This window comes from Georgenia sp. Z2081 (assembly GCF_055326445.1).
In genome coordinates, this window is the sequence record NZ_JBUZNK010000001.1 from 705,373 (window position 1) to 731,863 (window position 26,491).

The following is a 26,491-nucleotide window of genomic DNA, read 5'->3' on the forward strand; positions in this document are numbered from 1 at the left end:
CGTCGGTACCGGAGGCACAGAGGGCGCGACAGGCGCCGGCGGTACGACATGCGCCGGAGGCTCCGGCCCGCGGCCGGGTGAGGCTCCGGACGCCCGACCTCGTCCTGGCAGGCATGGATGACCTGCTCGGCAAGCGCCGGCTCCTCACCTGGTCGCTCGTGGTGTTCCTCGGCCCCTGCAGTGGGACGGGCGCGGGGCGACCGCGATGTCCGTCGTCGTGCCCCTCGGGCCCGACCACCTCGTCCACGGGCGGACCGCCGTCGCCCGCGGTAGGCCGGGCGATGCTCGCTAGGGTCGGTGCCGTGCCCGCCACCGATCGCGCCGCCACCGACCGCACCGCCTCCGACCGCACCGCCTCCGACCGCACCGCCTCCGACCGCACCGCCTCCGACCGCGCCTCGCTCGCGGACCTGGACGTCCCGATCGTCGGCGCGCCGATGGCGGGTGCGCCGTCCACGCCGGAGCTCGTCCGCGCCGTCGAGCGGGCGGGCGGCGCCGGCTTCCTCGCCTCCGGCTACGGCTCCGTCGACGCTCTGACCGAGCAGGTCCGCCGGGTGCGCGACCTCGGCGCCCGCCGCTTCGGCGTCAACCTCTTCGTCCCCGACGCCGTGCCCGCCGACCTCGACGCCGCCCTCGCCTACCGCGACGCGCTGGCACCGCTCGCCGCCGAGCTCGGCATCGACGGGCTCGGCACCCCGCACCAGGACGACTCCGGCTTCGACGGCAAGGTCGCCGCGCTCCTCGGCGATCCGGTCCCGGTCGTCTCCTTCACGTTCGGCCTGCCCGCGCCGGAGACTCTTCGCCGGTTCCACGACGTCGGCACCGCGGTGTGGGTGACGGTCACGACCGCTGGTGACGCGGTGGCGGCGGCGGACGCGGGTGCGGACGCGCTCGTCGTCCAGGGTCCGGAGGCGGGCGGGCACCGCTCGACGTTCGCCGTCGCCGACACCCCGGGTGACGTGCCGCTGGTCGAGCTGCTGCTCGCCGTCCGAGCTGTCGTCGATGTCCCGCTCGTGGCGGCGGGCGGGCTGACCACGGGGGAGGCTGTGGCGCGGGCGCTCGAGGTCGCCGACGCCGCGCAGGTGGGCACCGCGCTGCTCGACGCCGACGAGGCCGGTACCTCGCCCGGCCACCGCGCCGCCCTGCGCGACCCGGCGCTGACCACCACCGCCGTGACGCGCGCGTTCACCGGCCGTCCCGCACGCTCGCTCGCCAACGAGCTGGTGCGCCGCTACGACGCCGTCGCGCCGCCCGCTTACCCCGCGCTCAACCACGTGACCTGGCCGATCAGGCAGGCCGGGGGAGCGGCCGGCGACACCCGGTTCATCCCGCTGTGGTCCGGACAGGGCTGGCGGGACGCCCCGAGCGGGCCCGCGCAGCGGATCGTCGCTGACCTGTGGGCCGCGGCCGAGACGGTGGCCCGGAGCGGGGGCGCGGCGCCGTCGGGCAGGATGCAGCCATGATCACGGAGCCCGACCGCGCGTTTCTCGTCCGTGCCGTGGAGCTGGCCGAGCAGGCGCTCGCCGGCGGCGACGAGCCGTTCGGTTCCGTCCTCGTCTCGCCCGACGGCGACGTCCTGCTCGAGGACCACAACCACGTCTCCGGCGGCGACGGCACGCGGCATCCCGAGCTGGCGATCGCGCAGTGGGCGGCCCGGCGCCTCGAGCCGGCCGTGCGGTCACGATGCGTCGTCTACACCTCCGGGGAACACTGCGCGATGTGCTCGGCCGCGCACGGCTGGGCGGGGCTCGGGCGGATCGTGTACGCGTCGTCGGGGGAGCAGCTGACGCGGTGGGCCGCCGAGCTCGGCCTGCCGGACTCCCCGGTCGCGAGCCTGCCGATCCGGGCGGTGGTGCCCGGTGCCGACGTCGACGGCCCCGACGACGAGCTCGCCGAGCGCGTCCGCGCCCTGCACGCCGCGCGCGTCGGGAGGTAGGTCGCGCGTCACGCCTCGTCGTCGACGCCCGCCGGCGTACCGGGCTCCTAAGCCCCGTCGCGCCCCGCCAGGTTCCCCAGCACGCCCGCCAGCCGCGCGGCCGTCTCCCGCAGCTCGGGCGGCTCGACCACCTCCGCCTCGAGACCGAGCAGCGCCACCCGGATCGCCAGCCAGTCGAGGTCCTCCGCGCCGGCGACCAGGACGCACCACCCGTCCTCAGCCTCCTCGACCCGTCCGGCGGCGGCCGGCACGAGCGCCCGCACCTCCTCGGCCGGCGCCCGGAGCCGGATGCGGGCGAGATGCCGGTACGGCGACGCGGTCACCGACCGCTGGACGTACTCGACCGGGTCCGGGTGCTCGCGCGGGGCGACCCGCCACGTCGTCACCTCGAGATCGGTCAGCCGGTCGAGGCGGAACGTCCGCCAGTCGGCGCGGTCGACGTCGTACGCCATGAGGTACCAGCGCGGGCCGATCGTCACCATCCGCACCGGCTCGGCGGTCCGTTCTCCCTCGGTGCCGTCGCGCGCCGTGTACCGGAACCGCACGCGCACGTGGTCGCGGCAGGCGCGCGCGAGCTGAACGAGCACGTCGGCGTCGACGGAGGCCTGCGGCCCCGCGACGGTGCCGGTCGCGTCGTACAGCGCGTGGACCTCCGCGCGCAGCCGCGGCGGGAGCACCTGGTCGAGCTTCGTCAGCGCCCGCAGCGCCGCGTCGCCGACCCCGGTGACCGTGCCGCCGGCCGCCAGCCTCAGCGACAGGGCGGTCGCGGTGGCCTCCTCGGCGTCGAGCAGGAGGGGCGGGAGCCGCGTCCCGGCGCCCAGCCGGTAGCCACCCCCGACGCCGGGGCTCGCCTCGACGGGGTACCCCAGCGCCCGAAGCCGCTCGACGTCGCGACGGACCGACCGCGGCGTCACGCCGAGCTCGTCGGCGAGCTCGGCCGCGGTCCACGAGGCCCGGCGCTGCAGCAGGCCGAGCAGCCGCAGGACCCGCTCGGTCGTCCCCTCGGTGCGCATGCCGAGAACTCTCCCACCGATCGCGGAACGAGCCTGTCCGCGATGGGTGCCACGGTGCGTCCATGTCCGAGACGACGATGACCCTGTCCGACACCTCCTGGAGCGCCGCACTGCGTGACCAGACCGACTGGCACTGGACCCATCAGATCCGCGAACGCCTCGCCGGGCTCACCGACGAGGAGTACTTCTGGGAGCCGACCCTCGGCGCGTGGAGCGTGCGCCCGCGCGGGACGAGCTCCGCGCCGGTCCAGGCCGGCGGAGGCGAGATGACCATCGACTTCGCGATCCCGCCGCCCGAACCGGCGCCCATGACGACGATCGCCTGGCGCCTCGGGCACGTGATCGTCGGCGTCCTGGCGATGCGCAACGCCGCCCACTTCGGCCGCGCGGCCACCGACTACCACTCCTTCGAGTACGCGCCGACCGCGGCTGCGGCGCTGGCCCAGCTGGACGAGGAGTACGCGCGATGGACCGAGGGCGTGGCGAGCCTGGGGGAGGACGGCCTCGCCCGCCCGTGCGGTGACGCGGAAGGTCCGTTCGCGCAGGACCCGATGGCGCGGCTCGTCCTGCACATCAACCGCGAGCTCATCCACCACCTCGCCGAGGTCGCCCTGATGCGCGACCTCTACCTCCACACATTCACCGACAGGTCGGAGCAGTCATGAGCGCGAAGATCCAGGTCACCTTCGACGCCCGCGACCCGCGGGCGCTGTCGATCTTCTGGCGCGACGTCCTCGGGTACGTCCACCCCGCACCGCCGGGCGTGGACCTCCCACGCGGCGCCGACCCGCTCGCCGCGTGGGACTCGTTCCTCGAGGAGTCCGGGGTGCCCGAGGAGCAGCGGAACTCGGCCTCCGCCCTGGAGGATCCCGACGGCGCCGGCCCGCGCATCTACTTCCAGCAGGTGCCCGAGGAGAAGGTGGCCAAGAACCGCGTGCACCTCGACGTCCGCACCGCCTCCGACCTACGCGACGACGAACGGATGGCGGCCCTCGAGGTCGAGTGCGAGCGGCTCGTCGGGCTCGGCGGGACCAGGCTCCGGCGGCACGAGCCAGAGGCGCCGGTGAGCATCGGCTTCATCGTCATGGCCGACCCCGAGGGCAACGAGTTCTGCCTGGACTGAGTCGGGAGGAGTTCTGCCTGGACCGAGTCGGCTGCCGACCCGGACCCGACCCGGGGGCCTGCCCGGGGATCCGCGTGCTTGTGCGCACGTTGAGTAGGCCCCGTGGGGCTCGAACCCACAACCCACGGATTAAAAGTCCGTTGCTCTACCGATTGAGCTAGAGGCCCGCGGAGCCCGGCGTCGCGACGGCTCCCGCGAGCGGTCAGGTTACGTCGGGCGGGGTCCCACGCGTGAATCCCGACGACGACGATCCGGACAGCTCCCACGCGACACCCGCCCACAGCTACCCGGGCCGCACACGCCGCCCAGGAGGACGCACCGACTCCTGCTCCCACCGACCCACCTCCGACCCACCGATCGAAAGGGCGCGACGATGAACACGCTCCACGGCCTGACCACGATGGTTCTCACCGCCGAGGACGTCGACTCCGCAGCACGTTGGTACGCGGATCTCCTCGGCCTCGACCCCTACTTCCGGCGCCCGGAGACCGGGCCGCCCGCCTACGTCGAGTTCCGGATCGGGCCCGACGAGGACGAGCTCGGCCTCATGGATCGCTCCTACGCGCCCGGCGCGTCCGGCCCTGGGACCTCGACCACGTACTGGCACGTCGACGACGTCGAGGCCACCCTGGCCGACCTGCTCGCGCGGGGTGCCACGACCCACGAGCCGCTGATCGTGCGCGGGCACGGGTTCGTCACGGCATCGGTGGTGGACCCGTTCGGCAACGTCCTCGGCCTCATGCACAGCCCGCACTGGTCCGGGCGCCACTGAGGGGAGTCGTCAGTGCGGGCCGGGGGCGTCCTCGCCAGGGGAGCCCCGGTGCGGTGCGGGGGCGTCCCCGCCGGTGAACCGCGCCGGCCGCTCGGGCGTGAGCGCGGCGTCGATGCGGACGCGCATCTCCTCGCCCATCTCAGGCAGCTCGTCCAGGTCGAACCAGCGCGCCTCGGTGTTCTCCCCGTCGGCCGGGTACGGCTCGCCGGCGACCCACTCGCACCGGAACGTCGCGTCGACGTACTGCGCGACGTCCCCGTTCGCATAGGTGATCGGCTCCAACGTGTGCAGGCGGACGAGCCGCACGGCGCGCGCCCGCACGCCGGTCTCCTCGAGGACCTCCCGGACAGCGGCGTCCGCCACCTGCTCGCCCGGGTCGACGATCCCGGTCACCGGCGTCCACCGGCCGTTGTCGGCGCGCCGGACGAGCAGCACCTCGCGCCGCAGGGCGGGCGACCCGGGCGTGGCCGCGGCGTCGTCGGGGGAGGGGGTGGGAGGAGGCCGGTGCGCACGGTCGCGCACGACCACCGCCGTCGTGGCCGGCATCCACAGCAGGGCGTGGCCGACGTGCCGGCGCAGCTCGAGAACGAAGTCCGGGGTGCCCACGTCAGGCGATCTGGACGAGCTCGGTGCGGTCGTCGACCGGCAGGTCGCCGTCCACGACCGCGGAGACCTGCAGCGTCTGGAAGCGGATGCCGGCGCCGTGCGAGGTGAGGAAGGCGTTGTCCGCCGCGTCGCGCCCGGTCGAGATCCGCAGGAGCGACTGCCGGGGCGCGAGCCGGGTCGCGTCGATCGCGTGCCAACGGTTCTCGTGCCAGGCCTCGGCGACGGCGTGGAAGTCCATCGGGGACAGACCCGGCGCGTACACCGACGTCACGCGCGCGGGCACGTCCAGCGCCCGCAGCAGGGCGACCACGAGGTGGGCGTAGTCCCGGCACACTCCCTGGCGGGCGAGCATGGTCTCGACCGCCCCGTCCGTCGGCCGGGAGGAGTCCCGCACATAGGCGAGCGAGTCGAACACCCACGCCTCGACGGCCCGGACGAGCTCCAGGCCGCGCAGGCCGCCGAACTCCGCGTGCGCGAGCCGGAACAGCCGGTCGGACTCCGCGTAGCGCGAGGGCCGTAGGTAGGCGAGGAGCTCGGCGGGCTCGTCCATCTCGCCGAGGTCGCCGCTGCCGCTCACGCGGGCCTCGTAGTCCAGGGTCAGCGGCACGCCGAGCTCGGTGTCCTCGCCGAGGTCGAGGACGTGCGTGACGGTGCCGTGCGCGCCGACGAACTCGATGAGCTCGAGCTCGGTGTCGCCGAGCCGGCAGACGAGGCGCTCATCGATGTCGAGGCCGGGCTGACGGGCCACCGCGACGAGGAACGCGAGGCGGGACGCACCCCGGCGGGTGGTCATCTGGAGGTGGGAGGTGACGGTGCGCAGCACGCAGATCAGCGTAGGTGCCCGGCGAGGTGGTTCACGCAGTGAGGTGCGCGACGCGGCGAGATCGTGCGCGAGTCGGCGAGGTCGTGCTTGCGAATCACGACCTCGCCAGTCATGGCACGACCTCACCACCGGTGGTCCCGGACGACGCCCTCGGCGCACCGCGTAGGCCCGGACGGCCCCCGTGGGAGACAATGGACCGACCGCCGCCCGGTGCCGTGCCGGACGCCCGTCGCCCGGCCACCCCCGGGCACGCCGAAGGAGGTCGACATGAACGAACCACGACGACCCCGCCGGCCCGCGATGCTCGACCCCGCCGTGGCGGAGGGCATCGAGGGCGACGAGGACCCGGCCACGAGATCCGAGCTCGCCCACACGACCGCCCGGCTCATCGTCGACGGCGGACGACGCGACTCGGGCACCGACCCCGACCTGCTCGACCGCCTGGTCACGCTCGTGGACTCCGAGGGGCTGGACACCATCGCCGAGCTCTGGTCGCGCAGCCCGGCGGTCACGCTGCCGGGCGCCCTGTGGCGCCTGTACCTGCTGCGCGAGTGGGTCCGTCGCGATCCGGGCACCGTCGCCGCGCGCTACCGCGAGGGGCTGACCCGCGCCGAGGTGGCAGGCGCCGTCGCGGGGGTCGCCGCGCCGAACGGCCCGGACGACGTGGTCGGCGTCGTCGACCAGGTGCTCTCCGGGGTGTACTCGGGGGACCTCGCCGTCGCGCTCGACCGCGCGGCCGCGTTCCTGCGCGTGCTCGCGACCGGCTCCGCGCTCCACGCGGACCACGAGGAGACCGACGGCGACGGCACGGACCTCGCCTTCGAGATCACGCGGCGGGCAGGCGGGCTGCTCACGACCGCCGAGGACCTCGAGGCCGCCGCCACCCTGCACGGCAGCGGTCAGCTCGACTGAGGCCGGCAGCCCGCAGCCCGCAGCTCGCGTCTCGACCACCGACCCAGAGCGAGGCACGTCGGACCTGGCCGCTCACGCACGGATCCAGGCGGAGACGCACGACGGCCCCCGCTGACGCACTCACCCAGGAGGAGATCGACCGATGCGCACTGCGCAGGAGCTGACCCACGAGGAGGCCGACGCCGTCCGCGCGCTCGCCGCCGAGGCCGAGCAGGCGGACGGGGTCGCCCCGCTCGACGAGCAGACCCTCCTGCGCCTCGAGCCCGGATCGGCCCGGTCCGCCACCCATCTCCTGATCACCGACGACGACGGCGCCCTCCTCGCCTACGCGCAGGTCGCCGACGGCTCCGGCGAGCTCGTCGTGGCCCCGTCCGCCCGGCGGCGCGGTCTCGGCCGCCAGCTGCTGGTCGCCGCCCGGGAGGCCGGGAGCCCGGCCGACGGCACCGCGTCGCGCCCGGCGGTCTGGGCCCACGGCGACCTGCCCGGCGCGCAGGCGCTCGCTGCGTCGCTCGGCCTCGACCGGGTGCGGGAGCTGCTGCGGATGGGCGCGCGCGTCGAGCCGGGTCCGGATCCCGCGGCTCCCGACGGTGTGCGGATCGAGACCTTCGACGTCGAACGGCACGCCGAGGCCTGGCTGCGCGTCAACGCCCGCGCCTTCGCCACGCACCCCGAGCAGGGCCGGATGACGCGCGCCGACCTCGACGAGCGCCTCGCCCAGCCCTGGTTCGACCCGGAGCTCCTCCTCCTCGCGTTCGACGAGCCGGGCACGGACGAGAACGGACCGGTGCGCACGGCCGACGACCCGGGCACGAACGAGGACGACGACCCGCAGGTCGCGGACGAGAACGGGCCGGCCCGCGCGGCCGACGACCCGGTCGGGTTCATCTGGATGAAGCCCGGCGACGACGGTGAGGCCGAGCTGTACGTGCTCGGCGTCGACCCGGTCGCGCGGGGGCGAGGACTCGGGCGCGGCCTGACCGCAGTCGGCCTGGCCGAGGTGGCGGCGCGGGGGCGGACCGCGGTCGACCTCTACGTCGAGGGCGACAACGCGCCGGCGCTGGCGACCTACGAGAGGCAGGGCTTCGACGTCGTCGAGCGGCACAGCCAGTACGCCTGAGCCGGCCGTCGGGGCGTCACCGCGTCGAGCTGGACTCTTGTGCGCCGATCCTGACCGTGCAGCGGTCCAGTTCGAGCCGGACCGGTCGAGGTCGGGCTGGAGTGGTCCAGGTCGGCGTTGGGGCGGGGCCGTCGGGTCCAGGTCGGCGCCGGGTCCCCCGCTGGAGAGTCACAGCTGCCCCACCGCGCGCCGAGGACGCGGGTTCTTGCCGAGGACACGAGCGAGGTGTCGAGCGGCCCCCCGGCGTCAGTCCTCTCGGCACGTACCCCGCGTCCTCGACGCACATCCCGTGTCCTCGGCGTGCGGGCGTGCGGGCGTGCGGGCGTGCGTGCGGGCGTGCGTGCGGGTGTGCGGGTGTGCGGGCGTGCGGGCGTGCAGGCGTCAAGCCGGGCGCGACCCAACACTGATCCCGCTGCCGATGAGTCGAGCCCACAGCGCACGCCGTCCCGGCGGCGCCGCGACAGGTGGTTGGATGTCCGCATGAGCTCTTCCTCCGCTCCGCACGGCACCGACGAGCACGCTCCCGACCTGCACGAGGACCGCGAGGACGCCGAGGCGCGAGCCGCGCGGAAGCTGGTCGCAGAGCCGACGCCGATGGAGCCGGACCCCGGCCGGGAGGGCACCGACGACGAGCGAGCCACCGAGGGCGCCGCCACCACCGCGGCCGGCCCGCCGACGTACGTCATCCAGGGTAGCGGCGCGGACGAGGTCTCGGACGAGCCGGCGGAGGACGACGACCTGCCCGACGACCGCTTCGCCGACCGCGAGCTCAGCTGGATCGCGTTCAACCAGCGCGTCCTGGAGCAGGCGGAGGACCAGGAGCTGCCGATCCTCGAGCGCGCCTGGTTCCTCGGGATCTTCGCCTCGAACCTGGACGAGTACTTCATGGTCCGCGTCGCCGGCCTCAAGCGCCGGATCAGCACCGGTATGGCCGTCCCCGGTGCGTCCGGCCTCGGCCCGCGCCAGGTGCTCGACCGGATCGGGGCCTCGGCGCAGGAGCTCATGGCCCGCCACGCGAAGGTCTTCCTCGACGACGTGCAGCCCAAGCTCGCCGAGGAGGGCATCGACATCCTCCACTGGGGCGAGCTCGCGGACAGCGAGAAGGAGCGCCTGCACAAGTTCTTCCGCACGCAGATCTTCCCGGTGCTCACGCCGCTGGCCGTCGACCCCGCCCACCCGTTCCCCTACATCTCGGGGCTCTCGCTCAACCTGGCGGTCCTGGTCCGCAACCCCAGCACGGGCACGGAGCACTTCGCCCGCGTCAAGGTGCCGGCCCTCCTGCCGCGGTTCATCGCCGTCGACGCCGAGGGGCGCCCGTACCGGCCCGAGGACGTCCCGGAGGACGCGGGCGGCCGCACCTCCTACGTCCCGCTCGAGGAGATCATCGGCCAGCACCTCGACGCCCTCTTCCCGGGCATGGACATCGTCGAGCACCACACGTTCCGCGTCACCCGCAACGAGGACCTCGAGGTCGAGGAGGACGACGCCGAGAACCTGCTCCAGGCCCTGGAGAAGGAGCTCTCGCGGCGCCGGTTCGGCGCGGCCGTCCGGCTCGAGGTCGAGGAGCACATCTCCGAGCGGGTCCTCGACCTCCTGGCCCGCGAGCTCGGCATCGGCGAGCAGGAGATCTACCGCCTGCCGGCCCCGCTCGACCTCACCGGGCTCAACGTCATCCACGACCTGGACCGGCCGCACCTGAAGTTCAAGAAGTACGTGCCCGTGACCGCGGCCGGCCTCGCGAAGGTCGAGTCGGCCAACCCGACCGACATCTTCGCCGCGATCCGTGAGCGCGACGTCCTGCTGCACCACCCCTACGACTCGTTCTCCACGTCGGTCCAGCAGTTCCTCCAGCAGGCGGCCGCGGACCCCAAGGTCCTGGCCATCAAGCAGACCCTGTACCGCACCTCGGGCGACTCCCCGATCGTCGACGCCCTCATCGCGGCGGCCGAGGCGGGCAAGCAGGTCCTCGCGATCGTCGAGATCAAGGCCCGGTTCGACGAGCAGGCCAACATCGAGTGGGCCCGCAAGCTTGAGGAGTCCGGCGTCCACGTGGTCTACGGGATCGTCGGCCTCAAGACGCACTGCAAGCTGTCGATGGTCGTGCGCCAGGAGGCGGACGGGCTGCGCCGCTACTGCCATGTCGGGACCGGCAACTACCACCCCAAGACCGCGCGCGGCTACGAGGACATCGGCATGTTCACCTGCCATCGCGACGTCGGGCAGGACCTCACCCGGCTGTTCAACCAGCTCTCCGGGTACGCGCCGAGCACGAGCTACCACCGCCTGCTCGTGGCGCCGCGCGACATCCGTCCGGGACTGCTCGAGGGCATCGACCGGGAGATCGCCCACCACGAGGCGGGACGCCCGGCGTGGATCAAGATCAAGGTCAACTCCATCGTCGACGAGCGACTCATCGACGCCCTGTACCGGGCGAGCCGGGCGGGAGTTCCGGTCGACGTGGTCGTGCGCGGCATCTGCGGCATCAAGGTGGGGCTGCCTGGCACGGGGGCGAACCTCCGGGTGCGCTCTATCCTCGGCCGCTTCCTCGAGCACTCCCGGATCTTCGCGTTCGCGGGCGACGGCGACCCGCAGGTGTGGATCGGCTCCGCGGACCTCATGCACCGCAACCTCGACCGCCGCGTCGAGGCGCTCATCCGGATCGTGGACCCGGGCCAGCGGGAGCGACTGATCGAGGTCGTCGACCTCGCGGCCTCCGACGACACGGCGTCCTGGCGCCTCGGCCCGGACGGCTGGTCCCGGGTCGCCCACGACGCCGAGGGCAACCGCCTGCGCGACGTGCAGCAGCACCACATGCGCCAGGCGCGACGGCGGGTCGCGAGCTCGAGATGAGCGGGTCTGGACGCAAGCTCGTCCGTGCGGCGGGCCTCGTCGTCTGGCGCGTGCGGAACAAGAAGCTCGAGGTCCTGCTCGTGCACTCCCCGCGGCACCGTGAGTGGGGCTTCCCCAAGGGCCACCTCGACCCGCACGAGACGCTGCAGGAGTGCGCGGTCCGCGAGGTGGCCGAGGAGACGGGCGAGACCGTCGTCGTCGGGCAGCCGCTCGGCGTGGTGCGCTACCGGCTGCCGGGGGGCGCGCGCAAGCAGGTGAGCTACTGGGCCGCGACGGCGGAGACGCCCGACGGCGCCTGGTCGCGCGTGCGCCGGGTCCCGCCGGCGGCGCTCGCCACGGAGATCGACCGGGTCGAGTGGGTGAACGTGCGCGAGGCGACGCGCAGGCTCGCGCACGACGAGGACCGGGAGATCCTCGGCCAGCTCGTCGACCAGTGGAAGGACTCCCGGCTCGACACCTGGACGGTGCTGCTCGTGCGGCACGCCCGCGCGCGCACCCGCCGCTCCTGGAAGGGCGAGGAGGAGACCCGTCCGCTGACGGCGGGGGGCGCCGTCCAGGCGATCGGGATGGGGTCGCTGTTCTCGGCCTACGGGGTCGAGCACCTCGTCAGCTCACCGTGGGAGCGGTGCCGCGCCACCCTCGCGCCCTACGCGGAGCGGGGCGGGATCGAGCTCGAGCTGCACGAGGAGCTGACCGAGGCCGCCCACGAGAGGCGCAAGCGACCGGTCCGGGCGCTGGTGGACGCCGCGCTGCGCCGCCCGACCAGTCCGACCGCGATCTGCACCCACCGGCCGGTGCTGCCCACGGTCGTCGCGACGCTGCTCGACCGGGCGCCGAACCGGCTGCGCAAGACCGTGCCGACGAGGGACCCGTTCCTGCGCACGGGGGAGATGCTCGTGGTGCACTGCGCGCGGCGTGCCAAGCACGGCCCCGCCGTCGTCGCGGTGGAGCGGGTCCGCGCCGTCGAGGACGACTGAGCGGACCTTCGCCCGGCGAGTGAGCGCGCGTCCGCCCGGCGAGTGAGCGGACCTTCGCCCGGCGAGTGAGCGCGCGTCCGCCCGCCCGAGACCCGACCGGCGGCCGGAACAGCGAACGGGCCCCATCGTCATGCGTCCGAGAACCCCCGGCCATGCCGCGACCCATGGTCAAGTTGTGACTGACGTGACTGGGGCAGTTCATCGATTGTTCACCTCCGGCGTGACGTCCGTACACCCTCGGTGCCTAACGTCCCCACGTGGTCGGGCTTTTCCCGAACCGGACTCCACTTGTAGAGGATGGAAATACCGTGAAGCTTGCTGGTTCCCGCCGTCTGGCCGGCCTGGCCGCCGTCGGCGCTGTCGCCATGACCCTTGCCGCCTGTGGCGGTGACGACGCCGAGCCCACCACCGAGGAGGAGACCTCGGAGGAGCAGACCTCGGAGGAGGAGGACACCGGGGAGTCCGACTCCGAGGACGCCGGCGCAGAGTCGCCGTCCGAGACCGAGTCCGACGAGGCCGGGGGTGACGCCGGTGCGTCCGGCGCCCAGGACCTCGGCATCGACTACGCCTCGCTCTCGGGCACGCTCAACGGCTCGGGCGCCTCCTCGCAGGAGAACGGGATGCAGGCGTGGCGTGACCAGTTCGGGCAGCTGTCCGACGTCACGGTCAACTACAACGCCACGGGCTCCGGCACGGGCCGCGAGCAGTTCGTCGGAGGCCAGGTCTCCTTCATCGGCACCGACTCCTACTTCGAGGGCGACGAGCTCGCCGCCGCCGAGGAGCGCTGCGGCGGCAACCCGATCGTCGAGCTGCCGACCTACGTCTCGCCGATCGCGATCGCCTTCAACCTCCCGGGCGTCGACACGCTCAACCTCACCCCGGAGAACGTCGCCGGCATCTTCAACGGCGACATCACCTCCTGGGACGCCGAGGAGATCGTGGCCGACAACCCGGACGCCGACCTCCCCGCTCTGCCGATCATCCCGGTCAACCGTTCGGACGACTCCGGCACCACGGAGAACTTCCAGCAGTGGCTGGACGAGTCGGGCTCGGGCTGGGAGCACGAGCCGTCCGACGTGTGGCCGGTCGACGGCACGCAGTCGGCTCAGGCGACCTCGGGCGTCGTCCAGCTCGTCACCGGCACGGAGGGCGCGATCACGTACGCCGACGCGTCGCAGATCGGTGACCTTGGCGCCGCGTCCATCGGCCTCGCCGACGGCGAGTTCGTCGAGTACTCGGCCGAGGCCGCCACGGCCATCGTCGACGGCTCGGAGCCGGCCGAGGGTGCGAGCGACACGCGGCTGACCGTCGCGCTCCAGCGCGACGGCTCGATCGAGGGCGCCTACCCGGTCGTCCAGATCTCGTACCACGTCGCCTGCACGGTGTACGAGGACGAGACCGAGGCCGCCAACGTCCAGGGCTTCCTCGCCTACATCGCGTCCGCGGAGGGCCAGGAGGCCGCCGAGGCGTTCGGTGTCGCGCCGATCTCGGACGAGCTCCGCGGCGACGTCAACGCGGCGATCGAGCAGATCTCGGCCGGCTGACGCACGCCTGACCACGCCGACGGTCCGGCCCCGGTCGGGGCCGGACCGTCGGCGCGCGTTCCCCGTACGATCGGGCCCGTCAGGTCCCCCCGGGCCGGACGCGGCCGGCCCACCCCACCGCCACGGCGACTGGAGCCTCGCGTGTCAGAACCTGTCAAGACCTCCGAACCCACGGACAACCGCCCCCCGGACCGACGCGTCACCCGGGGCAGGGTCCGCACCGGCGACCGCGTCTTCACCGGCATCTCCTTCGGCGCCGGCGCAGTCATCGTCGCGGTCCTCGGAGCGGTCGCGCTCTTCCTGCTCCTGCAGTCGATCCCCGCGCTGACCTCCAGCTCGGAGGACGTGGCCGCCGCGGCACCGTTCACGAGCGGCAACGGCTTCTGGGCCTACGCCGGCATCACGATCTTCGGCACGCTGCTCGCCTCGGTCCTCGCGCTCATCATCGCGGTGCCGTTCGCGATCGCCATCTCGCTGTTCATCTCGCACTACGCCCCGCGCCGCATGGCGTCCGCGCTCGGCTACGTCATCGACCTGCTCGCCGCCATCCCCTCGGTCGTCTTCGGCCTGTGGGGCATGCGCCTGCTCGAGCCGCTGCTGCGCCCCGCCTTCACCTGGGTGTCCGAGACGTTCACGCCCGTGCTCGAGCTCATCGCCGGCAACTGGGGTGACGCCGACGCCGGACAGGACCCCGAGCAGTGGTACGGCGGCATCCCCGGCCTCAGCTACATGGCCGAGAACTTCGAGTGGTGGCCGCTGTCGCCGTTCCTGTTCGACTTCACCCCGCCGGCCCGCAACATCCTCATGGGCGGGCTCGTCCTCGCGATCATGATCCTGCCGATCATCACCTCCCTGTGCCGCGAGGTCTTCCTGCAGACCCCGCGCCTGCAGGAGGAGGCCTCGCTCGCGCTGGGCGCCACGCGCTGGGAGATGATCAAGCAGACGGTGCTGCCGTTCGGCCGCTCCGGCATGGTGTCCGCCTCGATGCTCGGCCTGGGCCGGGCGCTCGGCGAGACGATGGCGCTGCTCATGGTCCTCTCGCCGGGCCTCGCCGTGAACTTCTGGCTCATGTCCCCCGGGCAGCACGCGACGATCGCCTCGCAGATCGCGCTGTCCTTCCCCGAGGCGCACGCGACCGGTGACCCGGTCGCCGGCCAGGACGTCCTCATCGCGATCGGCCTGATGCTCTTCATCCTGACGTTCGTCGTCAACTACATCTCCCGGGCCATCGTCGCCCGGTACGCCGAGTTCTCGGGAGCCAACGCATGAGCGACACCGACAGCACCGGACCCGTCGGGAGCGGGGGAGCAGCCAACGAGCAGCTGACGACCAACGCCGGGGCGGCGCTCGGCAGGCGGGTCGGCGACGGTCCGCCGGTCCCGTCCGGCGGCCCCTCCATCCGCAGCCACGGCCGCCGCCTGCCGTGGTGGGTGCAGTGGGTCGTCATCGCGTTCGCGCTGGCGGTCGGCATCTTCTTCGGCATGCGGACGGACACGTTCGCACCCGCCGTCGAGACCTGGTCGGACCCGGATCGTGAGGCGCAGTACTCGCTCCCGCTCCTGACGATCGGGCTCTACGCCGTCGTCACGTACGTCCTCGTCATGATCGTCGTCGCCTACCTCTACGAGGGGCGTCGCTACGGCGGCGACCGGGTGGCGACGACCGTCATCACCGGCGCGTTCCTTGTCGCCCTCCTGCCGCTGATCTCGCTGCTGTGGACGTCCGTGCAGCAGGGCTGGGAGGCGATCTCCTGGAGCTTCCTCACGCACAACAACGTGGGCGCGTCGATCGAGACGGTGGAGACCGGTCTCGGCCACGCGATCGTCGGGACGTTCTACGTCACCCTGCTCACGGCCGCGGCCGCGATCCCGCTGGGCATCTTCACCGCGATCTACCTCGTCGAGTACGGCAAGGGTCCGTTCGCCCGCGCCGTCACCTTCCTCGTCGACATCATGACCGGCATCCCGTCGATCGTCGCGGGTCTGTTCGCCGTCGCCATGCTGACGATGATCATGGGCCAGCTCGGGTTCGACAGCGCCCCGGCGTACCGCTCGGGTGCGATGGGTGCCGTCGCGCTCCTCGTGCTCATGACGCCGATCGTCGTGCGCAACACCGAGGAGATGCTCCGGCTCGTGCCCAACGAGCTGCGCGAGGCGTCCTACGCGCTGGGCGTGCCGAAGTGGCTCACCATCGTCAAGGTCGTGCTCCGCACGTCGGTGGCGGGCATCATCTCGGGCGTGGTCATCGCCGTCGCCCGCGTGATCGGTGAGTCGGCCCCGCTGATGATCACCGCGATGTCGACGGACGTGTTCAACTACAACCCGTTCGACAACTACATGATGACGCTGCCCGTGTACGTCTACAACACGTTCCGCACCGGCGACTTCGAGGCCTCGTGGGGCGGCGCGCTCGTCCTCATCTTCATCGTCCTCGTCTTCAACCTCATCGCCCGGTTCGTGGCGGCGATGTTCGCCCCCAAGGGCGAGAAGTGAGCGGCACCATGACGCTCTCACCCGCCACCACCGGCACCAGCACCGACCGCGCCGTCAACGGCCCGGCCCCCCACGGAAGGATCTGACCGCGTGTCCAAGCGCATCGAGGTCAAGGACCTCAACATCTTCTACGGCTCCTTCAAGGCGGTGGAGGACGTCACCGTCACCATCGAGCCCCGCTCGGTCACGGCCCTCATCGGCCCGTCCGGCTGCGGGAAGTCGACGTTCCTCCGCACGCTCAACCGCATGCACGAGGTCATCCCCGGCGCGTACGTCGACGGTGAGGTCAACGTCGACGGCCAGAACCTCTACGGCCCGGGCGTGGACCCCGTGGACGTGCGCGGCATGGTCGGCATGGTGTTCCAGCGGCCCAACCCGTTCCCCACGATGTCGATCGCGGACAACGTGCTGGCGGGTGTGCGACTGAACAACCGCCAGATCTCCAAGTCCGACGCCGAGGCACTCGTCGAGCGTTCCCTGCGCGGAGCGAACCTGTGGAACGAGGTCAAGGACCGCCTGGCCCGCCCGGGCTCGTCGCTCTCGGGCGGCCAGCAGCAGCGCCTGTGCATCGCCCGCGCCATCGCGGTCAAGCCTGAGGTCCTGCTGATGGACGAGCCCTGCTCCGCGCTCGACCCGATCTCCACGCTCGCGATCGAGGACCTCATCGCCGAGCTGAAGGAGAACTACACGATCGTCATCGTCACGCACAACATGCAGCAGGCTGCACGCGTGTCGGACAAGACGGGCTTCTTCAACATCCAGGGCACCGGCAAGCCCGGCCGTCTCATCGAGTACGACGTCACCGAGACGATCTTCCAGAACCCGGCCAACCAGCAGACCTCGGACTACGTGTCCGGCCGGTTCGGCTGACCCGGTCCCGCACCGAGCCGGTCCCGCACCGAGCGCGGTCGCGCGAACGGCCCTGCACGACGACGGCGCCGCACCCCTCGTGGGTGCGGCGCCGTTCGCGCTGCGCTACCGCGTCGTCAGCTCGCCGAGCCCTGGGCGGAGCCGGTCGTGTCCTCGCTCGTGGAGAGGATGCAGATGCCGTCGCGGTCGTCGGCCTCGTCCCAGGTCTCCGGGGTCGGGGTGAGGAGCTGGACCATGTACTGGCTGGAGGCGTAGTCGGTGCCGACGTAGCCCTCGAACTCGTCCGCGCATGCCGTCTCGAGCTCGGTCGCGACCTGCGACTCCCCGGGGAAGTCGCCGTCCGCGAAGGTGTGGACGTAGTAGACCTCGCCCGTGTGCGGGTCCTCGCAGTCGATCGTGGGGATCTCGGAGACGGTGCCGCCGGTCGCATCGGACAGGTCGAGGCACTCGCCGACCTCGAACTGCTGAACCGTGGAGCCGCAGGCGGCGAGGAACGGGACGGCGAGGGCCGCGGCGGCGACGGCGGCCGCTCGGCGGGCGTGGATGGCACGCATGGATCGGGGTCCTTCCGGAAAGGGGGAGAGGTCGGTGGCGGTGAGGCCTCCGGCAGGATATCGGTAACCGTCGGCGTTCCTGGCCCCGCACGCCGGGCAGTTCGCCCCATCTCGCGCCGGTCGGCGCACCCCTCGTGCCGGCCCTGCGCGGGTGTGGCTCACCCGTTCGGCAGCGCCGCCACCACGTCGTGGGCGATGCCCGCGAGGAGGCCGGCGACGACGGCGACCACCGGCAGCGTGACGAGCCACGCGACGAGCACGCGCCGGGCCGTCACCCACCGCATGCGCCCGGGCGTGACGAGACCCGAGCCGATCATCGCGGCCCCGACCGTGTGGGTCGTGGAGACCGGGAGGCCCGGGGTGAGCGCGATGACGCCGAACGTCGTCACGGCCGCGGTCTGGAGGAAGGCGCCGCGCCCGACGTCGTGCCCGACCATGAGGTCGCCGAGCGTGGCGATGATGCGACGGCCGCCGACCGCGGTCCCGGCGGCGAGCGCGACGGCGGCCGTGAGGACCACCCAGAACGGGGTGTCGCCGTCGGTGGTCCGGCCGGCAAGCGTGAGCGCGAGGGTGAGGACGAGGATCGCTTTCGTGCTGCCGAGCAGGCCGATGAACATCGCGGACGCCGTGCTCGCCGCAGACAGCAGGACGCGTGCGGCGGGCTCGACCCGGTCCGCGTCGGTCGCCATCGCCACGCGCCGCCCGATCCGGGTGCCGACGTGCGCGACGACGAGAGCCACCACGGCGCAGAGCAGCATCGGGGCGAGCACCCGGGTGGCGAGCAGGTCCCACCGCACCTCCGCCCCGGTGGTCACGGCGGCGCCGACCAGTGCGCCGACGAGCGTGTGGGTCGTCGAGACCGGCAGCCCCTGGTGGGCCATGAGCGCGAGCCAGCCCGCCGTGCAGGCGAGCACGACGACGAGGGCCGCCAGCCCGGGCGGACCGCTCGGCGTCGTGGCCACGCCGAGCCCCGACTGGTCCGACAGGTAGGGGTGCAGCCACCAGCTCGCCAGCGCGCCGACGAGGACCATGACGGCGGCCCAGCGCGTGGCGGAACGGGGCGTCAGCGAGCGGGTGGCGACCGCGGTGGCGACCGCGTTCGACGCGTCCTGCACGCCTGCCGCGAACGCGTAGCCGAGCCCGAGCGCCACCGCGAGCGCGAGGAGGACGTCCGTCACCGGCGTCCGGCTCCGGCGGCGAGGATGCGGAGGTCGACGACCAGGTCGGCGCACTCGGAGACGACGTCGGCGAGCGCACCGAGGACCTCGTCCGGGCGTGCCCGGGAGGCGCGCTCCGGGGAGGTCGAGGCGGAGCGCATCGCCTGTGCGCGGGCCTCCTCCAGGTCCTCGCGGACCCGGGCGGTCTCGCGCGCGACGTCGGCGAGCCGCTCGGGCGTGCGCAGTGCGCCGGTGGCGACGACGAGGAGCTCGGTCGCGCGCAGGACCTCGTCGGCGGCGGCGACCACCGGACGGGACGTGGGGGCGGAGCGGTCCGCCAGCAGTGTGCGCGCCACGCGCAGCAGGCCGTGCACCACCCGGCGCTCCGCCGCGAGCACCCGGTGGAGGTCGCCGCGCTCGAACGGTAGGACGAGGTCGCCGACGAGACGGTCCGTGAGCTCCTCGCCCAGGCGGTCGGTGGTGCGGGAGAGGTCGCCGACCTGCTCGTGGAGCTCGGGCAGGTCCGCCGACGTGGCGCCCACGACGCGGACGAGCAGCAGCCCGGCGTCGACGGTCAGCCGTGAGCTGGTGGCCAGGCTGGGGCCGTGCCCGGACACCACGGACGGGCGGCGCGACAGGCGCACGGCGACTCCTGGTGAACGAGGCGTGACGGGCGGGTGAACGGGAACCCTAACAGGGCCTGGTGCCGGTCCGGGGCGTGGCCTGCGCCGCGGTCGTGCGCCGTGGTGGCGCCCGGCGTCGAGGCGTTCGGAGCCGTGGGTGTGCCGTGGGTCTGCCGGCGGCGGGGCGGGGTGCCGGGTCCTGCGCCTGTCGGCGGGGGACCGCGCCGTCCCCGGGGCCGGGAGACGTCACCGGCGAAGGAGGGACGACGGACCGGAGAGCGCCTGTCGGCGCGAAGGCCGCTCGTAGCGGCAAATGTTGGAGCCCGGGGCTTTCGCGGTCCGCCGTCGAGAACCAACGTACGCCCCGTCCCGCCCTCCTGTCACGTCACCCGGCGGAGGTCGACGAGGCCGCGCCCACGGGCGCCGCTCGCACGGGAGGCCGACACCGCTCGCACGGGAGGCCGAGCCGTCGGGGGAGCCCCGCGGGTCACCGCTCGCGTGGAGCGGCCGTGTCCGGACCGTCCTCGTCGGCCTGGGCGTCGGCGGGGCGGGCCTCGAACCGGTAGCCCACGTTGCGCACGGTGCCGATGAGCTGGTCGTGCTCGGCGCCGAGCTTCGCGCGCAGCCGTCGCACGTGGACGTCCACGGTGCGGGACCCGCCGTAGTACTCGTAACCCCACACGGCCTGGAGGAGCTGCTCGCGGGTGTGCACCCGGCCAGGGTTCGACGCGAGGTGGCGCAGGAGCTCGAACTCACGGAACGTGAGGTCGAGCACGCGGCCCCGCACCCGGGCGGTGTAGGCCGCAGGCTCGATGACGAGGTCGCCGGCGTCGACGATTTCGGCCTCGGCCTCCTCGGGGGTCGGCCCCGGGCTCGGCGAGGAACGGTCGAGGAGCATCCGCAGGCGGGCGTCGAGCTCGGCGGGTCCGGCGCCGTCGAGCACGACGTCCCAGGCACCCCACTCGCTCGACACCGCGGCGAACCCGCCCTCCGCGAGGACGAGCAGGAGCGGCACCCCCTCCGGCAGCGTCCCGCCGATGCCCGCGGTCCGGGACAACGAGCGCGCGCCGACGAGGTCGTGGCGGCCGTCGACGAGGATGACGTCGGCCCGGTCGTGGGCGACCAGCCCGCTCATCGTCATCGGGGCGACGGTCACGCGGTGGCGGAGGAGGGTGAGCGCGGGCAGCACGCGTCCGGCACCGCCGGGGTCGGCGGTGAGGAGCACGAGCTCGGCCATCCGCTCTCCTCTCGTCCGGATGAGAAGTCTAATCGGCACCGGGCCCGACGGATTCCGCATGCCGCTCGAGGGGGCACGGCTCCCGGCGGACCGGCACCGACCTGGGATGATCGACGCGTGTCGACGCCGTCCCCGCCCTCCGTGCCGCCCTCGCGGCGGGGGACCTCGCTGCGCGCGGCGCTGACCGCCGTCCTCGCGGCGGCACTCGCCGGGACCGCGCTCGCACCGCCGGCGGTGGTCGCCGTCCTCACGCTCGTGTGCTCGGTGCTCCTCGCCGTCGGGCTGCCGCGTCTCCTCGACCTCCCGCACGGCTCGGGCGCGGCCTGGTTCCTGTCCGCCGGGGCGCTCGTCGTCACCGTGGTCGTGTGGTTCGGCGGCCTGGACCGGGTGGTCCTGCTGCTCGCGGCGGCGGTGGTCGCGGCGTTCGTCCACCAGATGGTCCGGCGCGACGGCCGGCCCCGCCTCACCGAGTCCGTGGCCGGTGACGTCCTCGGCCTGGTCGTCATGTGTTTCGGCGCCGGCTGGTTCGTCACGGCGCGCGAGCCGGTGGGCGAGCTGTGGGTCGTCGCCGGTGCGCTGGCGATCGTGGTCGGCACCGTGTGCGCCGCGCTGCCCGTCACGTCGTGGCTTGCCGCGGCCCTCGCCGTCGTCGCCGGAGCCGGTTCCGGCGGCGCCCTCGGTGCGCTCACCGACGACGTCGGGTGGTGGCGGGGCGCCGTGCTCGGCCTCGTCGTGGGCGCCCTCGCCGCCGCGCTGCACCGCACCTCGGCGCGTTCGCCCAGCTCCTCGCGCCTGCGGCCGGCGCTCGCCGCGGCCACGATCCCGGTCCTCGTCGTCGGGTCGGTCGTCACCGTCATGGCCCTCGGCACCCGGTAGCGGGACCACGCCCGACGGCGGACGACCGCCCGGCCGATCCCGGCTCACGCCCGCGCGGACCCGCTCGGCCGTGCCCTGCTCACCCCGGCGACCATCGGGTCGACGCGGCGGCGCCCTCGCCTACCCTGGGGGCATGACGTTCTCGTTCCCCGAGGGACTGGCTCCCGAGAACTACCCGGTCGCCTGGCTGGTGGGCCGCTGGCACGGCTCCGGCGCCGTCGGCTACGACGGCATCGAGGAGCAGCTGGTGGTCCAGGAGATCGAGGTCGACCACGACGGCGGCCCCTACCTGCGCTGGCACGCGACCCTGTGGCTCGCCGACCCCGGACTGTCCGGCCCGGTCGCCAACGAGACGCCCGGCCTCGAGCGCTACGCGAACCTCGTCAAGGCCCAGCAGTGGTCCACCGAGACCGGCTACATCCGCGCCGTCCCCGCCGAGCAGGCCGCCGGAGCGCCCGCGCCGCAGACCGCGGAGCTCGAGGTCCTCCTCGCCGACCCGGCGGGCCACCTCTCGCTCTACGTCGGTCGCTCCCAGCCCGCCCGCATCGAGCTCACCACGGACGCCGTGGTCCGTTCGCCCAGCGCCGCCGAGCTGTCGGCGGGCTCCTGGATGCTCGGCCTGGTCCAGTCCGACCTCATGTGGGCCCGGGACATCGCGGCGTTCGGCAAGCCGCTGGCCCCCTACGCGTCCGGCCGGCTGGGGAGGGTCGAGTGATGCTGCCCGGGACCGCACCGGCGGCCGCCCCCGACCTCACCGACTGGCACCCGACCCCCTCGCCGTTCCTCGCCCGGGACGGGGCCGTCGAGGGGTCCGGGCCCGACGCCGGCGTGCCGCTCCACCTCGGCCGCCCCGTGCACGAGCAGCGCGCGCTCGAGGCCGGCGACGCCGTCGTCGACCTCTCCCAGCTCGGCGTCGTGACCATCACGGGCCCGGACCGCCTCACCTGGCTCGACACCCTGTCCTCGCAGTGGGTGCGGGACCTCGCGCCCGGAGCGTCCGCCGAGCTGCTGCTGCTGGACAACCAGGGGCGCCTCGACGTCGCCTCGGCGGTCGTCGACGACGGCGAGACGACCTGGCTGGTCGTCGAAGGCGCCGTCGCCAACAAGCTCGCGAACTTCCTCGACTCGATGCGGTTCATGCTCGACGTCGCCGTGCGGCTGCGCGACGACGTGACCGTCGTCGGCGCCGTCGGGCCCGGCCGGGACCGGCTCCGGTCGGCCGGGGCGCTCGCGCTGTGGGACGACCCGTGGCCGGCCACCGCGCCCGGCTCCACCTCGTACGGACCCGCGGACGCCGACCACCCCGGGACCGAGCACCCGGCCGGTCTCGCCGTCGTCGAGCGGGAGCGGCTCGAGGACGCCGTCGCGGCCGCCCTCGCCCCGGGCGACGGCCGGGGGGCCGGGTCGCTCGCCGGCACCTGGGCGTGGGAGGCCGTGCGGGTCGCTGCCTACCGGCCGCGGCACGGCCGCGAGGTCGACGACCGCACCCTGCCCCACGAGCTCGACTGGCTGCGCACCGGCGTCCACCTGAGCAAGGGCTGCTACCGGGGCCAGGAGACGGTTGCCAAGCTCGTCAACCTCGGACGCCCGCCCCGGCGCCTCGTGCTGCTCCACCTCGACGGCAGCGAGCACACCACCCCCGAGCCCGGCGCCGAGGTCGAGCTGGACGGGAGGGTCGTCGGCCGGCTGACCTCCGTGGTCCGGCACGGCACCGACGGCCCGCTCGCCCTCGCCGTCGTCAAGCGGTCGGTCGCCACCGACGCCGTGCTGCGCGCCGGCGGGGTGACCGCGGCGCAGGAGGTCGTCGTCGACCCCTCCGGGGTGACCGACGCGCGGCCGGAGGAGCGGCCCGGCGCCGGTCTGCGGCGCCCGAGGTAGCCGCCGTGGCGGACGAGGACGAGCGTTCCGACCGCGGTCTGCGCCACCTCGCGCTGCACATCCGCACGCGGCTGCGGCAGGGCACCCGCCGTGCCCGCTGGGCGTTCGCGCCCTCCCTCGTGGCGGCCGCCGCCGCGGCGGTCGCCCTCCTCGTCTCGTCCGAGCTGCTCGGGCACGAGATGCCGATCTTCGCGCCTACCGCGGCCTGGCTGTGCCTCGGCTTCACCTCCGACCGGCAGCTGCGCCGCGTGGCCGAGCTCGGCGTGGGCTGCACGCTCGGGGTCGCGCTGGGCGAGCTGTTCGCCGCCCTGTTCGGGGTCGGCCCGATCCAGGTGTTCGTCGTGCTCGTGGTGGCGACCATGTCCGCGCGACTCGTCGACCGCGGCGAGCTGCTCACCTACCAGGCCGGCATCCAGGGGATCGTCGTCATCGCGATGCCGGCGAGCGTCGCGCTCACCGACGGCGCGATCGGTCGCTGGACCGACGCGCTCGTCGGCGCGTCCCTGGCCTTCCTCGTGGCGGCATTCCTGCCGGACAACGCGATCCGGCGGCCCCGACGGCGTGCCCAGGCGGCGATCACGGACCTCTCCGACTTCCTGCGCACGCTCGGCGAGGCGCTGCGCCTCGCGGACCCGGACCTCGCCCGGGACGCCCTCACGCTGGGTCGCGACACCCAGCAGGTGCTCGACACCTGGGAGCGGACGGTCCGCAACGCCCGGCAGGTCATCGCCGTCAACCCGACGATGCGCGGCGACCGTGCCGAGGTGCGCCGCCTCGCCCGGGCCTCCGTGCTCGCCGACCGCGCCGTGCGCAACGCCCGGGTCGTCGCCCGGAAGGCGGAGAGCGTCGTGGAGGCCGGACCGCGCCCCGACCTCGCGCGCTCGCTCGACGCGCTGTCCTCCGGGCTGCGGCTGCTCGCCGTGGACCTCGGGCGCGGCGACCGGCCCGACCTGTCCCGCTCGCGGATCACCGAGGCCGCCCACACGCTCGACCCCGACGACTACGCCGTGGAGGGCTGGCCCACGCAGACGCTCGTGTCCGTGCTGCGCTCGCTCGTCGTCGACGTGCTGCAGATCGCCGGCATGACCGCTGCCGAGGCCCGCACCCAGCTCCCGACCGTCGACGGCGGATGGCCGTGGGACGCTGACGACGAGCACGACGAGCACGACGAGCACGACGGCGAGCAGCGGGCCGACCCGTCCGACGAGCGTCCCGCGCCATGAGGGTGCCCGCCCCCGGCGCGTGCCGTGGGCCGGGACCGGGTCGGTGCCGCCGCCTGCCGACGACTACCGTGTGAACCATGTTCGCCGCCATCCAGACCTACCTCATGCTCGCGTTGAGCATCGGGGCCGTCGTCCTCACGGGATGGGCACTCGTCGACTGCCTGCGGCGCACGGACGCCGCATACGTCGCGGCGGGCAAGCTGCAGCGTCGCGTCTGGATCATCATCCTGGCGGCAGCGCTCGGCGTCTCGATCGTCTCCGTGCCCCCGCCGATCGGCTCGGGCGGGGGAGTGGGCGGGCTGCTCTCGCTCGCCGCGGTGATCGCCGGCGCCGTCTACCTCGCCGACGTGCGGCCCGCCGTGCGGGACGCCTCGCCGCGCCGACGTCGCGGCGGACGCGGCGGCAGGGGCGGATTCGACGACCGGCCGCCGACCGCCTGGCGCACATGAGCCGCCGTGCCCGGACGCCGGCCTGCGCCTGGACGCCGGCCTGCACCCGGACGCCGAGCTGCGCGGGGCGCCCGCGGGCGGCCGCCCGGTGAGGGCCGTCCTGCAGCGGGTCTCGCGGGCCGCCGTGCGCGTAGCCGGTGAGGTCGTGGGGGCGATCGACCGGCCGGGGCTCGTGGCACTCGTGGGGGTCACGCACACGGACACCCCCGCCCAGGCCGAGGTCCTGGCCCGGAAGATCGCCGAGCTGCGGATACTCGACGGCGAGCGGTCCCTGATCGACGACGCGGCCCCCGTCCTCGTGGTCTCCCAGTTCACGCTCTACGGGTCGACGCGCAAGGGCCGCCGACCGTCGTGGTCGGCGGCCGCGCCCGGCCCGGTGGCCGAGCCGCTGGTCGAGGTGGTCGTGGAGCGGCTGCGCGTCGCGGGCGTCGAGGTCGCGACCGGCCGGTTCGGCGCGCACATGGAGATCGACATGACGGCGGACGGTCCGGTCACGGTGCTCGTGGAGTCCGAGGCCGGCTGAGGCGCCGACGCCGCGACCTCGCCGTGCCGGCATCCTGTGCGGCGGAGATCCGGGAGCGTCCGCCGGTCGCGCACCGGCGTCCGGGACGGCTCGTCAGGGTCGGCCGAAGTACTCGCGCGCGTCGTCGAGGAGATCGTCGAGCAGGCTGCGGCCGGGGTCCTCGTCGTCGCCCTGCCCGTCGGAGCCGCCGCCCGGGCCAGCCCCACGACCGTCACGGTCACCTCCGCGTCCGTCGTCGCCGCGTCCGTGGCCCGGGTCGGCGTCACCGTTGCCGTTGCCACGGCCGTCTCCCCGGTCGCGGTCGCGGCGGTCCTCGTCGTCGGTGCCGTCGGCCCCGGCCGCGTCGTCGCCCTGACCGAGCAGCTCGCGCAGGGTGCCCAGGGGGTCGCTGAGGCGGCGGCGGGCCTCGTCCTCGGCGTCCCGGGCGCGGTCGCGCAGCTCGCGGGCCTCCTCGTCGGCGCGCTCGCGCAGCCGGTCGGCCTCGTCGAGGGCGCTGTCGGTGAGGTCGCGCAGGCCGGTCCCGGTCTCGTCCTCGGGCTCCTGCGGCGCGGGCGTGCTGCTCGGCTCCTCGTCGGGCCCGCCGGCGTCGGACTCCGACTCCGCCGCCGCGGGCCGGTCGTCGAGGGTGAGGCTGCTGTCCTCGGCGCCGGTCTGTCCGCCGTCGCGCGGCCACAGGATGACCATGAGCGTGAGCGTCCCCACGAGGGCAGCCGTCACGAGGGCGGCGAGGAGGAGAACCCCGCGGCCCAGCGGCTGCTCGTTCGAGGACATGGCCCTCATGCTCCGCCGCGCGCGCCGGACCGGCAAGTGCCGCGGGCGGGGCGAGGTCCCCGTGGACGGTCAGGCTCCCGGGCCGACGCCCGGACGGGCCCGACCGCCGCCCGCACGGGCCCTCACGCCCGTGGCGAACACGGGCAGGAACAGCGCCGTCGCGCG

The 26,491-nt window shown here is 74.1% G+C and carries 27 protein-coding genes and 1 tRNA gene; 19 read left to right on the forward strand and 9 right to left on the reverse strand.

Annotated features, from left to right (window positions below; translation table 11 throughout):
- Positions 1-302 precede the first annotated feature (302 nt).
- Complete coding sequence (locus tag ACZLKG_RS03350; protein WP_463647955.1) at positions 303-1,463, forward strand: NAD(P)H-dependent flavin oxidoreductase; 1,161 nt, start codon at positions 303-305, stop codon at positions 1,461-1,463.
- Entirely contained in the window at positions 1,460-1,936 is a 477-nt protein-coding gene (locus tag ACZLKG_RS03355; protein WP_463647956.1) for a nucleoside deaminase, read from the forward strand. Before ACZLKG_RS03350 ends, ACZLKG_RS03355 begins: the two co-directional genes overlap by 4 nt.
- 47 nt (positions 1,937-1,983) lie before the next feature.
- On the opposite strand, the gene ACZLKG_RS03360 is transcribed toward ACZLKG_RS03355, so the two are convergent.
- Entirely contained in the window at positions 1,984-2,949 is a 966-nt protein-coding gene (locus ACZLKG_RS03360) for a helix-turn-helix transcriptional regulator (RefSeq protein ID WP_463647957.1), read from the reverse strand.
- A 62-nt stretch (positions 2,950-3,011) separates the two neighbouring features.
- Between ACZLKG_RS03360 and ACZLKG_RS03365 the strand changes: the two genes are divergently transcribed.
- Positions 3,012-3,614, forward strand: coding sequence for a DinB family protein (locus ACZLKG_RS03365; protein WP_463647958.1), 603 nt, complete (start codon positions 3,012-3,014; stop codon positions 3,612-3,614).
- Complete coding sequence (locus ACZLKG_RS03370) at positions 3,611-4,072, forward strand: VOC family protein (protein ID WP_463647959.1); 462 nt, start codon at positions 3,611-3,613, stop codon at positions 4,070-4,072. Before ACZLKG_RS03365 ends, ACZLKG_RS03370 begins: the two co-directional genes overlap by 4 nt.
- A 94-nt stretch (positions 4,073-4,166) precedes the next feature.
- On the opposite strand, the gene ACZLKG_RS03375 is transcribed toward ACZLKG_RS03370, so the two are convergent.
- Positions 4,167-4,239 (reverse strand) — tRNA-Lys (locus tag ACZLKG_RS03375).
- Between the two features lie 206 nt (positions 4,240-4,445).
- Here ACZLKG_RS03375 and ACZLKG_RS03380 point away from each other — a divergent pair.
- Complete coding sequence (locus ACZLKG_RS03380; protein ID WP_463647960.1) at positions 4,446-4,844, forward strand: VOC family protein; 399 nt, start codon at positions 4,446-4,448, stop codon at positions 4,842-4,844.
- 9 nt (positions 4,845-4,853) lie between these two features.
- On the opposite strand, the gene ACZLKG_RS03385 is transcribed toward ACZLKG_RS03380, so the two are convergent.
- On the reverse strand, positions 4,854-5,450 hold the full coding sequence (locus tag ACZLKG_RS03385; protein ID WP_463647961.1) for an NUDIX hydrolase: 597 nt from the start codon (positions 5,448-5,450) through the stop codon (positions 4,854-4,856).
- Between the two features lies 1 nt (position 5,451).
- The gene (locus ACZLKG_RS03390; protein ID WP_463647962.1) at positions 5,452-6,273 is read right to left on the reverse strand and encodes a transglutaminase-like domain-containing protein; all 822 of its coding nucleotides are present in this window, start codon (positions 6,271-6,273) and stop codon (positions 5,452-5,454) included.
- 267 nt (positions 6,274-6,540) lie between these two features.
- Between ACZLKG_RS03390 and ACZLKG_RS03395 the strand changes: the two genes are divergently transcribed.
- The 8 genes from ACZLKG_RS03395 (at position 6,541) to pstB (ending at position 17,035) form a co-directional block, all read left to right on the forward strand.
- Entirely contained in the window at positions 6,541-7,185 is a 645-nt protein-coding gene (locus tag ACZLKG_RS03395; protein WP_463647963.1) for a hypothetical protein, read from the forward strand.
- Between the two features lie 142 nt (positions 7,186-7,327).
- Positions 7,328-8,302: a mycothiol synthase gene (gene mshD / locus ACZLKG_RS03400; protein ID WP_463647964.1), complete on the forward strand. Its 975-nt coding sequence runs from the start codon at positions 7,328-7,330 to the stop codon at positions 8,300-8,302.
- Positions 8,303-8,782: 480 nt separating this feature from the next.
- The gene (locus tag ACZLKG_RS03405) at positions 8,783-11,152 is read left to right on the forward strand and encodes an RNA degradosome polyphosphate kinase (protein ID WP_463647965.1); all 2,370 of its coding nucleotides are present in this window, start codon (positions 8,783-8,785) and stop codon (positions 11,150-11,152) included.
- Positions 11,149-12,129, forward strand: a complete 981-nt coding sequence (locus ACZLKG_RS03410; protein WP_463647966.1) for an NUDIX hydrolase — start codon at positions 11,149-11,151, stop codon at positions 12,127-12,129. The genes ACZLKG_RS03405 and ACZLKG_RS03410 overlap by 4 nt, the downstream gene beginning before the upstream one ends.
- A gap of 308 nt (positions 12,130-12,437) precedes the next feature.
- The gene (locus ACZLKG_RS03415) at positions 12,438-13,673 is read left to right on the forward strand and encodes a PstS family phosphate ABC transporter substrate-binding protein (protein ID WP_463647967.1); all 1,236 of its coding nucleotides are present in this window, start codon (positions 12,438-12,440) and stop codon (positions 13,671-13,673) included.
- A gap of 141 nt (positions 13,674-13,814) precedes the next feature.
- Complete coding sequence (locus ACZLKG_RS03420; protein ID WP_425707754.1) at positions 13,815-14,942, forward strand: PstC family ABC transporter permease; 1,128 nt, start codon at positions 13,815-13,817, stop codon at positions 14,940-14,942.
- Entirely contained in the window at positions 14,939-16,165 is a 1,227-nt protein-coding gene (gene pstA / locus ACZLKG_RS03425; protein ID WP_463647968.1) for a phosphate ABC transporter permease PstA, read from the forward strand. The genes ACZLKG_RS03420 and pstA overlap by 4 nt, the downstream gene beginning before the upstream one ends.
- Before the next feature lie 90 nt (positions 16,166-16,255).
- Positions 16,256-17,035, forward strand: coding sequence for a phosphate ABC transporter ATP-binding protein PstB (gene pstB / locus ACZLKG_RS03430; protein WP_463647969.1), 780 nt, complete (start codon positions 16,256-16,258; stop codon positions 17,033-17,035).
- A gap of 116 nt (positions 17,036-17,151) precedes the next feature.
- Here pstB and ACZLKG_RS03435 read toward each other — a convergent pair whose 3' ends face one another.
- The 4 genes from ACZLKG_RS03435 to ACZLKG_RS03450 form a co-directional block, all read right to left on the reverse strand.
- On the reverse strand, positions 17,152-17,589 hold the full coding sequence (locus tag ACZLKG_RS03435; protein ID WP_463647970.1) for a septum formation family protein: 438 nt from the start codon (positions 17,587-17,589) through the stop codon (positions 17,152-17,154).
- Between the two features lie 158 nt (positions 17,590-17,747).
- Positions 17,748-18,767 (reverse strand): anion permease, encoded by a 1,020-nt coding sequence (locus tag ACZLKG_RS03440; RefSeq protein WP_463647971.1) that lies wholly within the window; start codon positions 18,765-18,767, stop codon positions 17,748-17,750.
- Positions 18,764-19,390 (reverse strand): hypothetical protein, encoded by a 627-nt coding sequence (locus tag ACZLKG_RS03445; RefSeq protein ID WP_463647972.1) that lies wholly within the window; start codon positions 19,388-19,390, stop codon positions 18,764-18,766. The genes ACZLKG_RS03440 and ACZLKG_RS03445 overlap by 4 nt, the downstream gene beginning before the upstream one ends.
- 466 nt (positions 19,391-19,856) lie before the next feature.
- A complete protein-coding gene (locus ACZLKG_RS03450; protein ID WP_463647973.1) occupies positions 19,857-20,606 on the reverse strand; it encodes a winged helix-turn-helix transcriptional regulator in 750 nt (249 codons plus the stop codon).
- A 117-nt stretch (positions 20,607-20,723) separates the two neighbouring features.
- Here ACZLKG_RS03450 and ACZLKG_RS03455 point away from each other — a divergent pair, with 117 nt between their 5' ends.
- The 6 genes from ACZLKG_RS03455 (at position 20,724) to dtd (ending at position 25,555) form a co-directional block, all read left to right on the forward strand.
- Positions 20,724-21,482 carry a hypothetical protein gene (locus ACZLKG_RS03455; RefSeq protein WP_425707761.1) on the forward strand — a complete coding sequence of 253 codons (759 nt, stop codon included), beginning with the start codon at positions 20,724-20,726 and terminating at the stop codon, positions 21,480-21,482.
- A 133-nt stretch (positions 21,483-21,615) separates the two neighbouring features.
- On the forward strand, positions 21,616-22,197 hold the full coding sequence (locus ACZLKG_RS03460; protein WP_463647974.1) for a heme-binding beta-barrel domain-containing protein: 582 nt from the start codon (positions 21,616-21,618) through the stop codon (positions 22,195-22,197).
- The gene (gene ygfZ, locus ACZLKG_RS03465; RefSeq protein WP_463647975.1) at positions 22,197-23,360 is read left to right on the forward strand and encodes a CAF17-like 4Fe-4S cluster assembly/insertion protein YgfZ; all 1,164 of its coding nucleotides are present in this window, start codon (positions 22,197-22,199) and stop codon (positions 23,358-23,360) included. Before ACZLKG_RS03460 ends, ygfZ begins: the two co-directional genes overlap by 1 nt.
- Positions 23,361-23,365: 5 nt before the next feature.
- On the forward strand, positions 23,366-24,583 hold the full coding sequence (locus ACZLKG_RS03470; RefSeq protein WP_463647976.1) for an FUSC family protein: 1,218 nt from the start codon (positions 23,366-23,368) through the stop codon (positions 24,581-24,583).
- A gap of 77 nt (positions 24,584-24,660) precedes the next feature.
- A complete protein-coding gene (locus ACZLKG_RS03475; protein ID WP_425707765.1) occupies positions 24,661-25,032 on the forward strand; it encodes a DUF2516 family protein in 372 nt (123 codons plus the stop codon).
- Positions 25,033-25,120: 88 nt separating this feature from the next.
- The gene (gene dtd / locus ACZLKG_RS03480) at positions 25,121-25,555 is read left to right on the forward strand and encodes a D-aminoacyl-tRNA deacylase (protein WP_425707766.1); all 435 of its coding nucleotides are present in this window, start codon (positions 25,121-25,123) and stop codon (positions 25,553-25,555) included.
- Positions 25,556-25,648: 93 nt separating this feature from the next.
- Here dtd and ACZLKG_RS03485 read toward each other — a convergent pair whose 3' ends face one another.
- On the reverse strand, positions 25,649-26,326 hold the full coding sequence (locus tag ACZLKG_RS03485; RefSeq protein WP_425707767.1) for a hypothetical protein: 678 nt from the start codon (positions 26,324-26,326) through the stop codon (positions 25,649-25,651).
- Positions 26,327-26,491 lie beyond the last annotated feature (165 nt).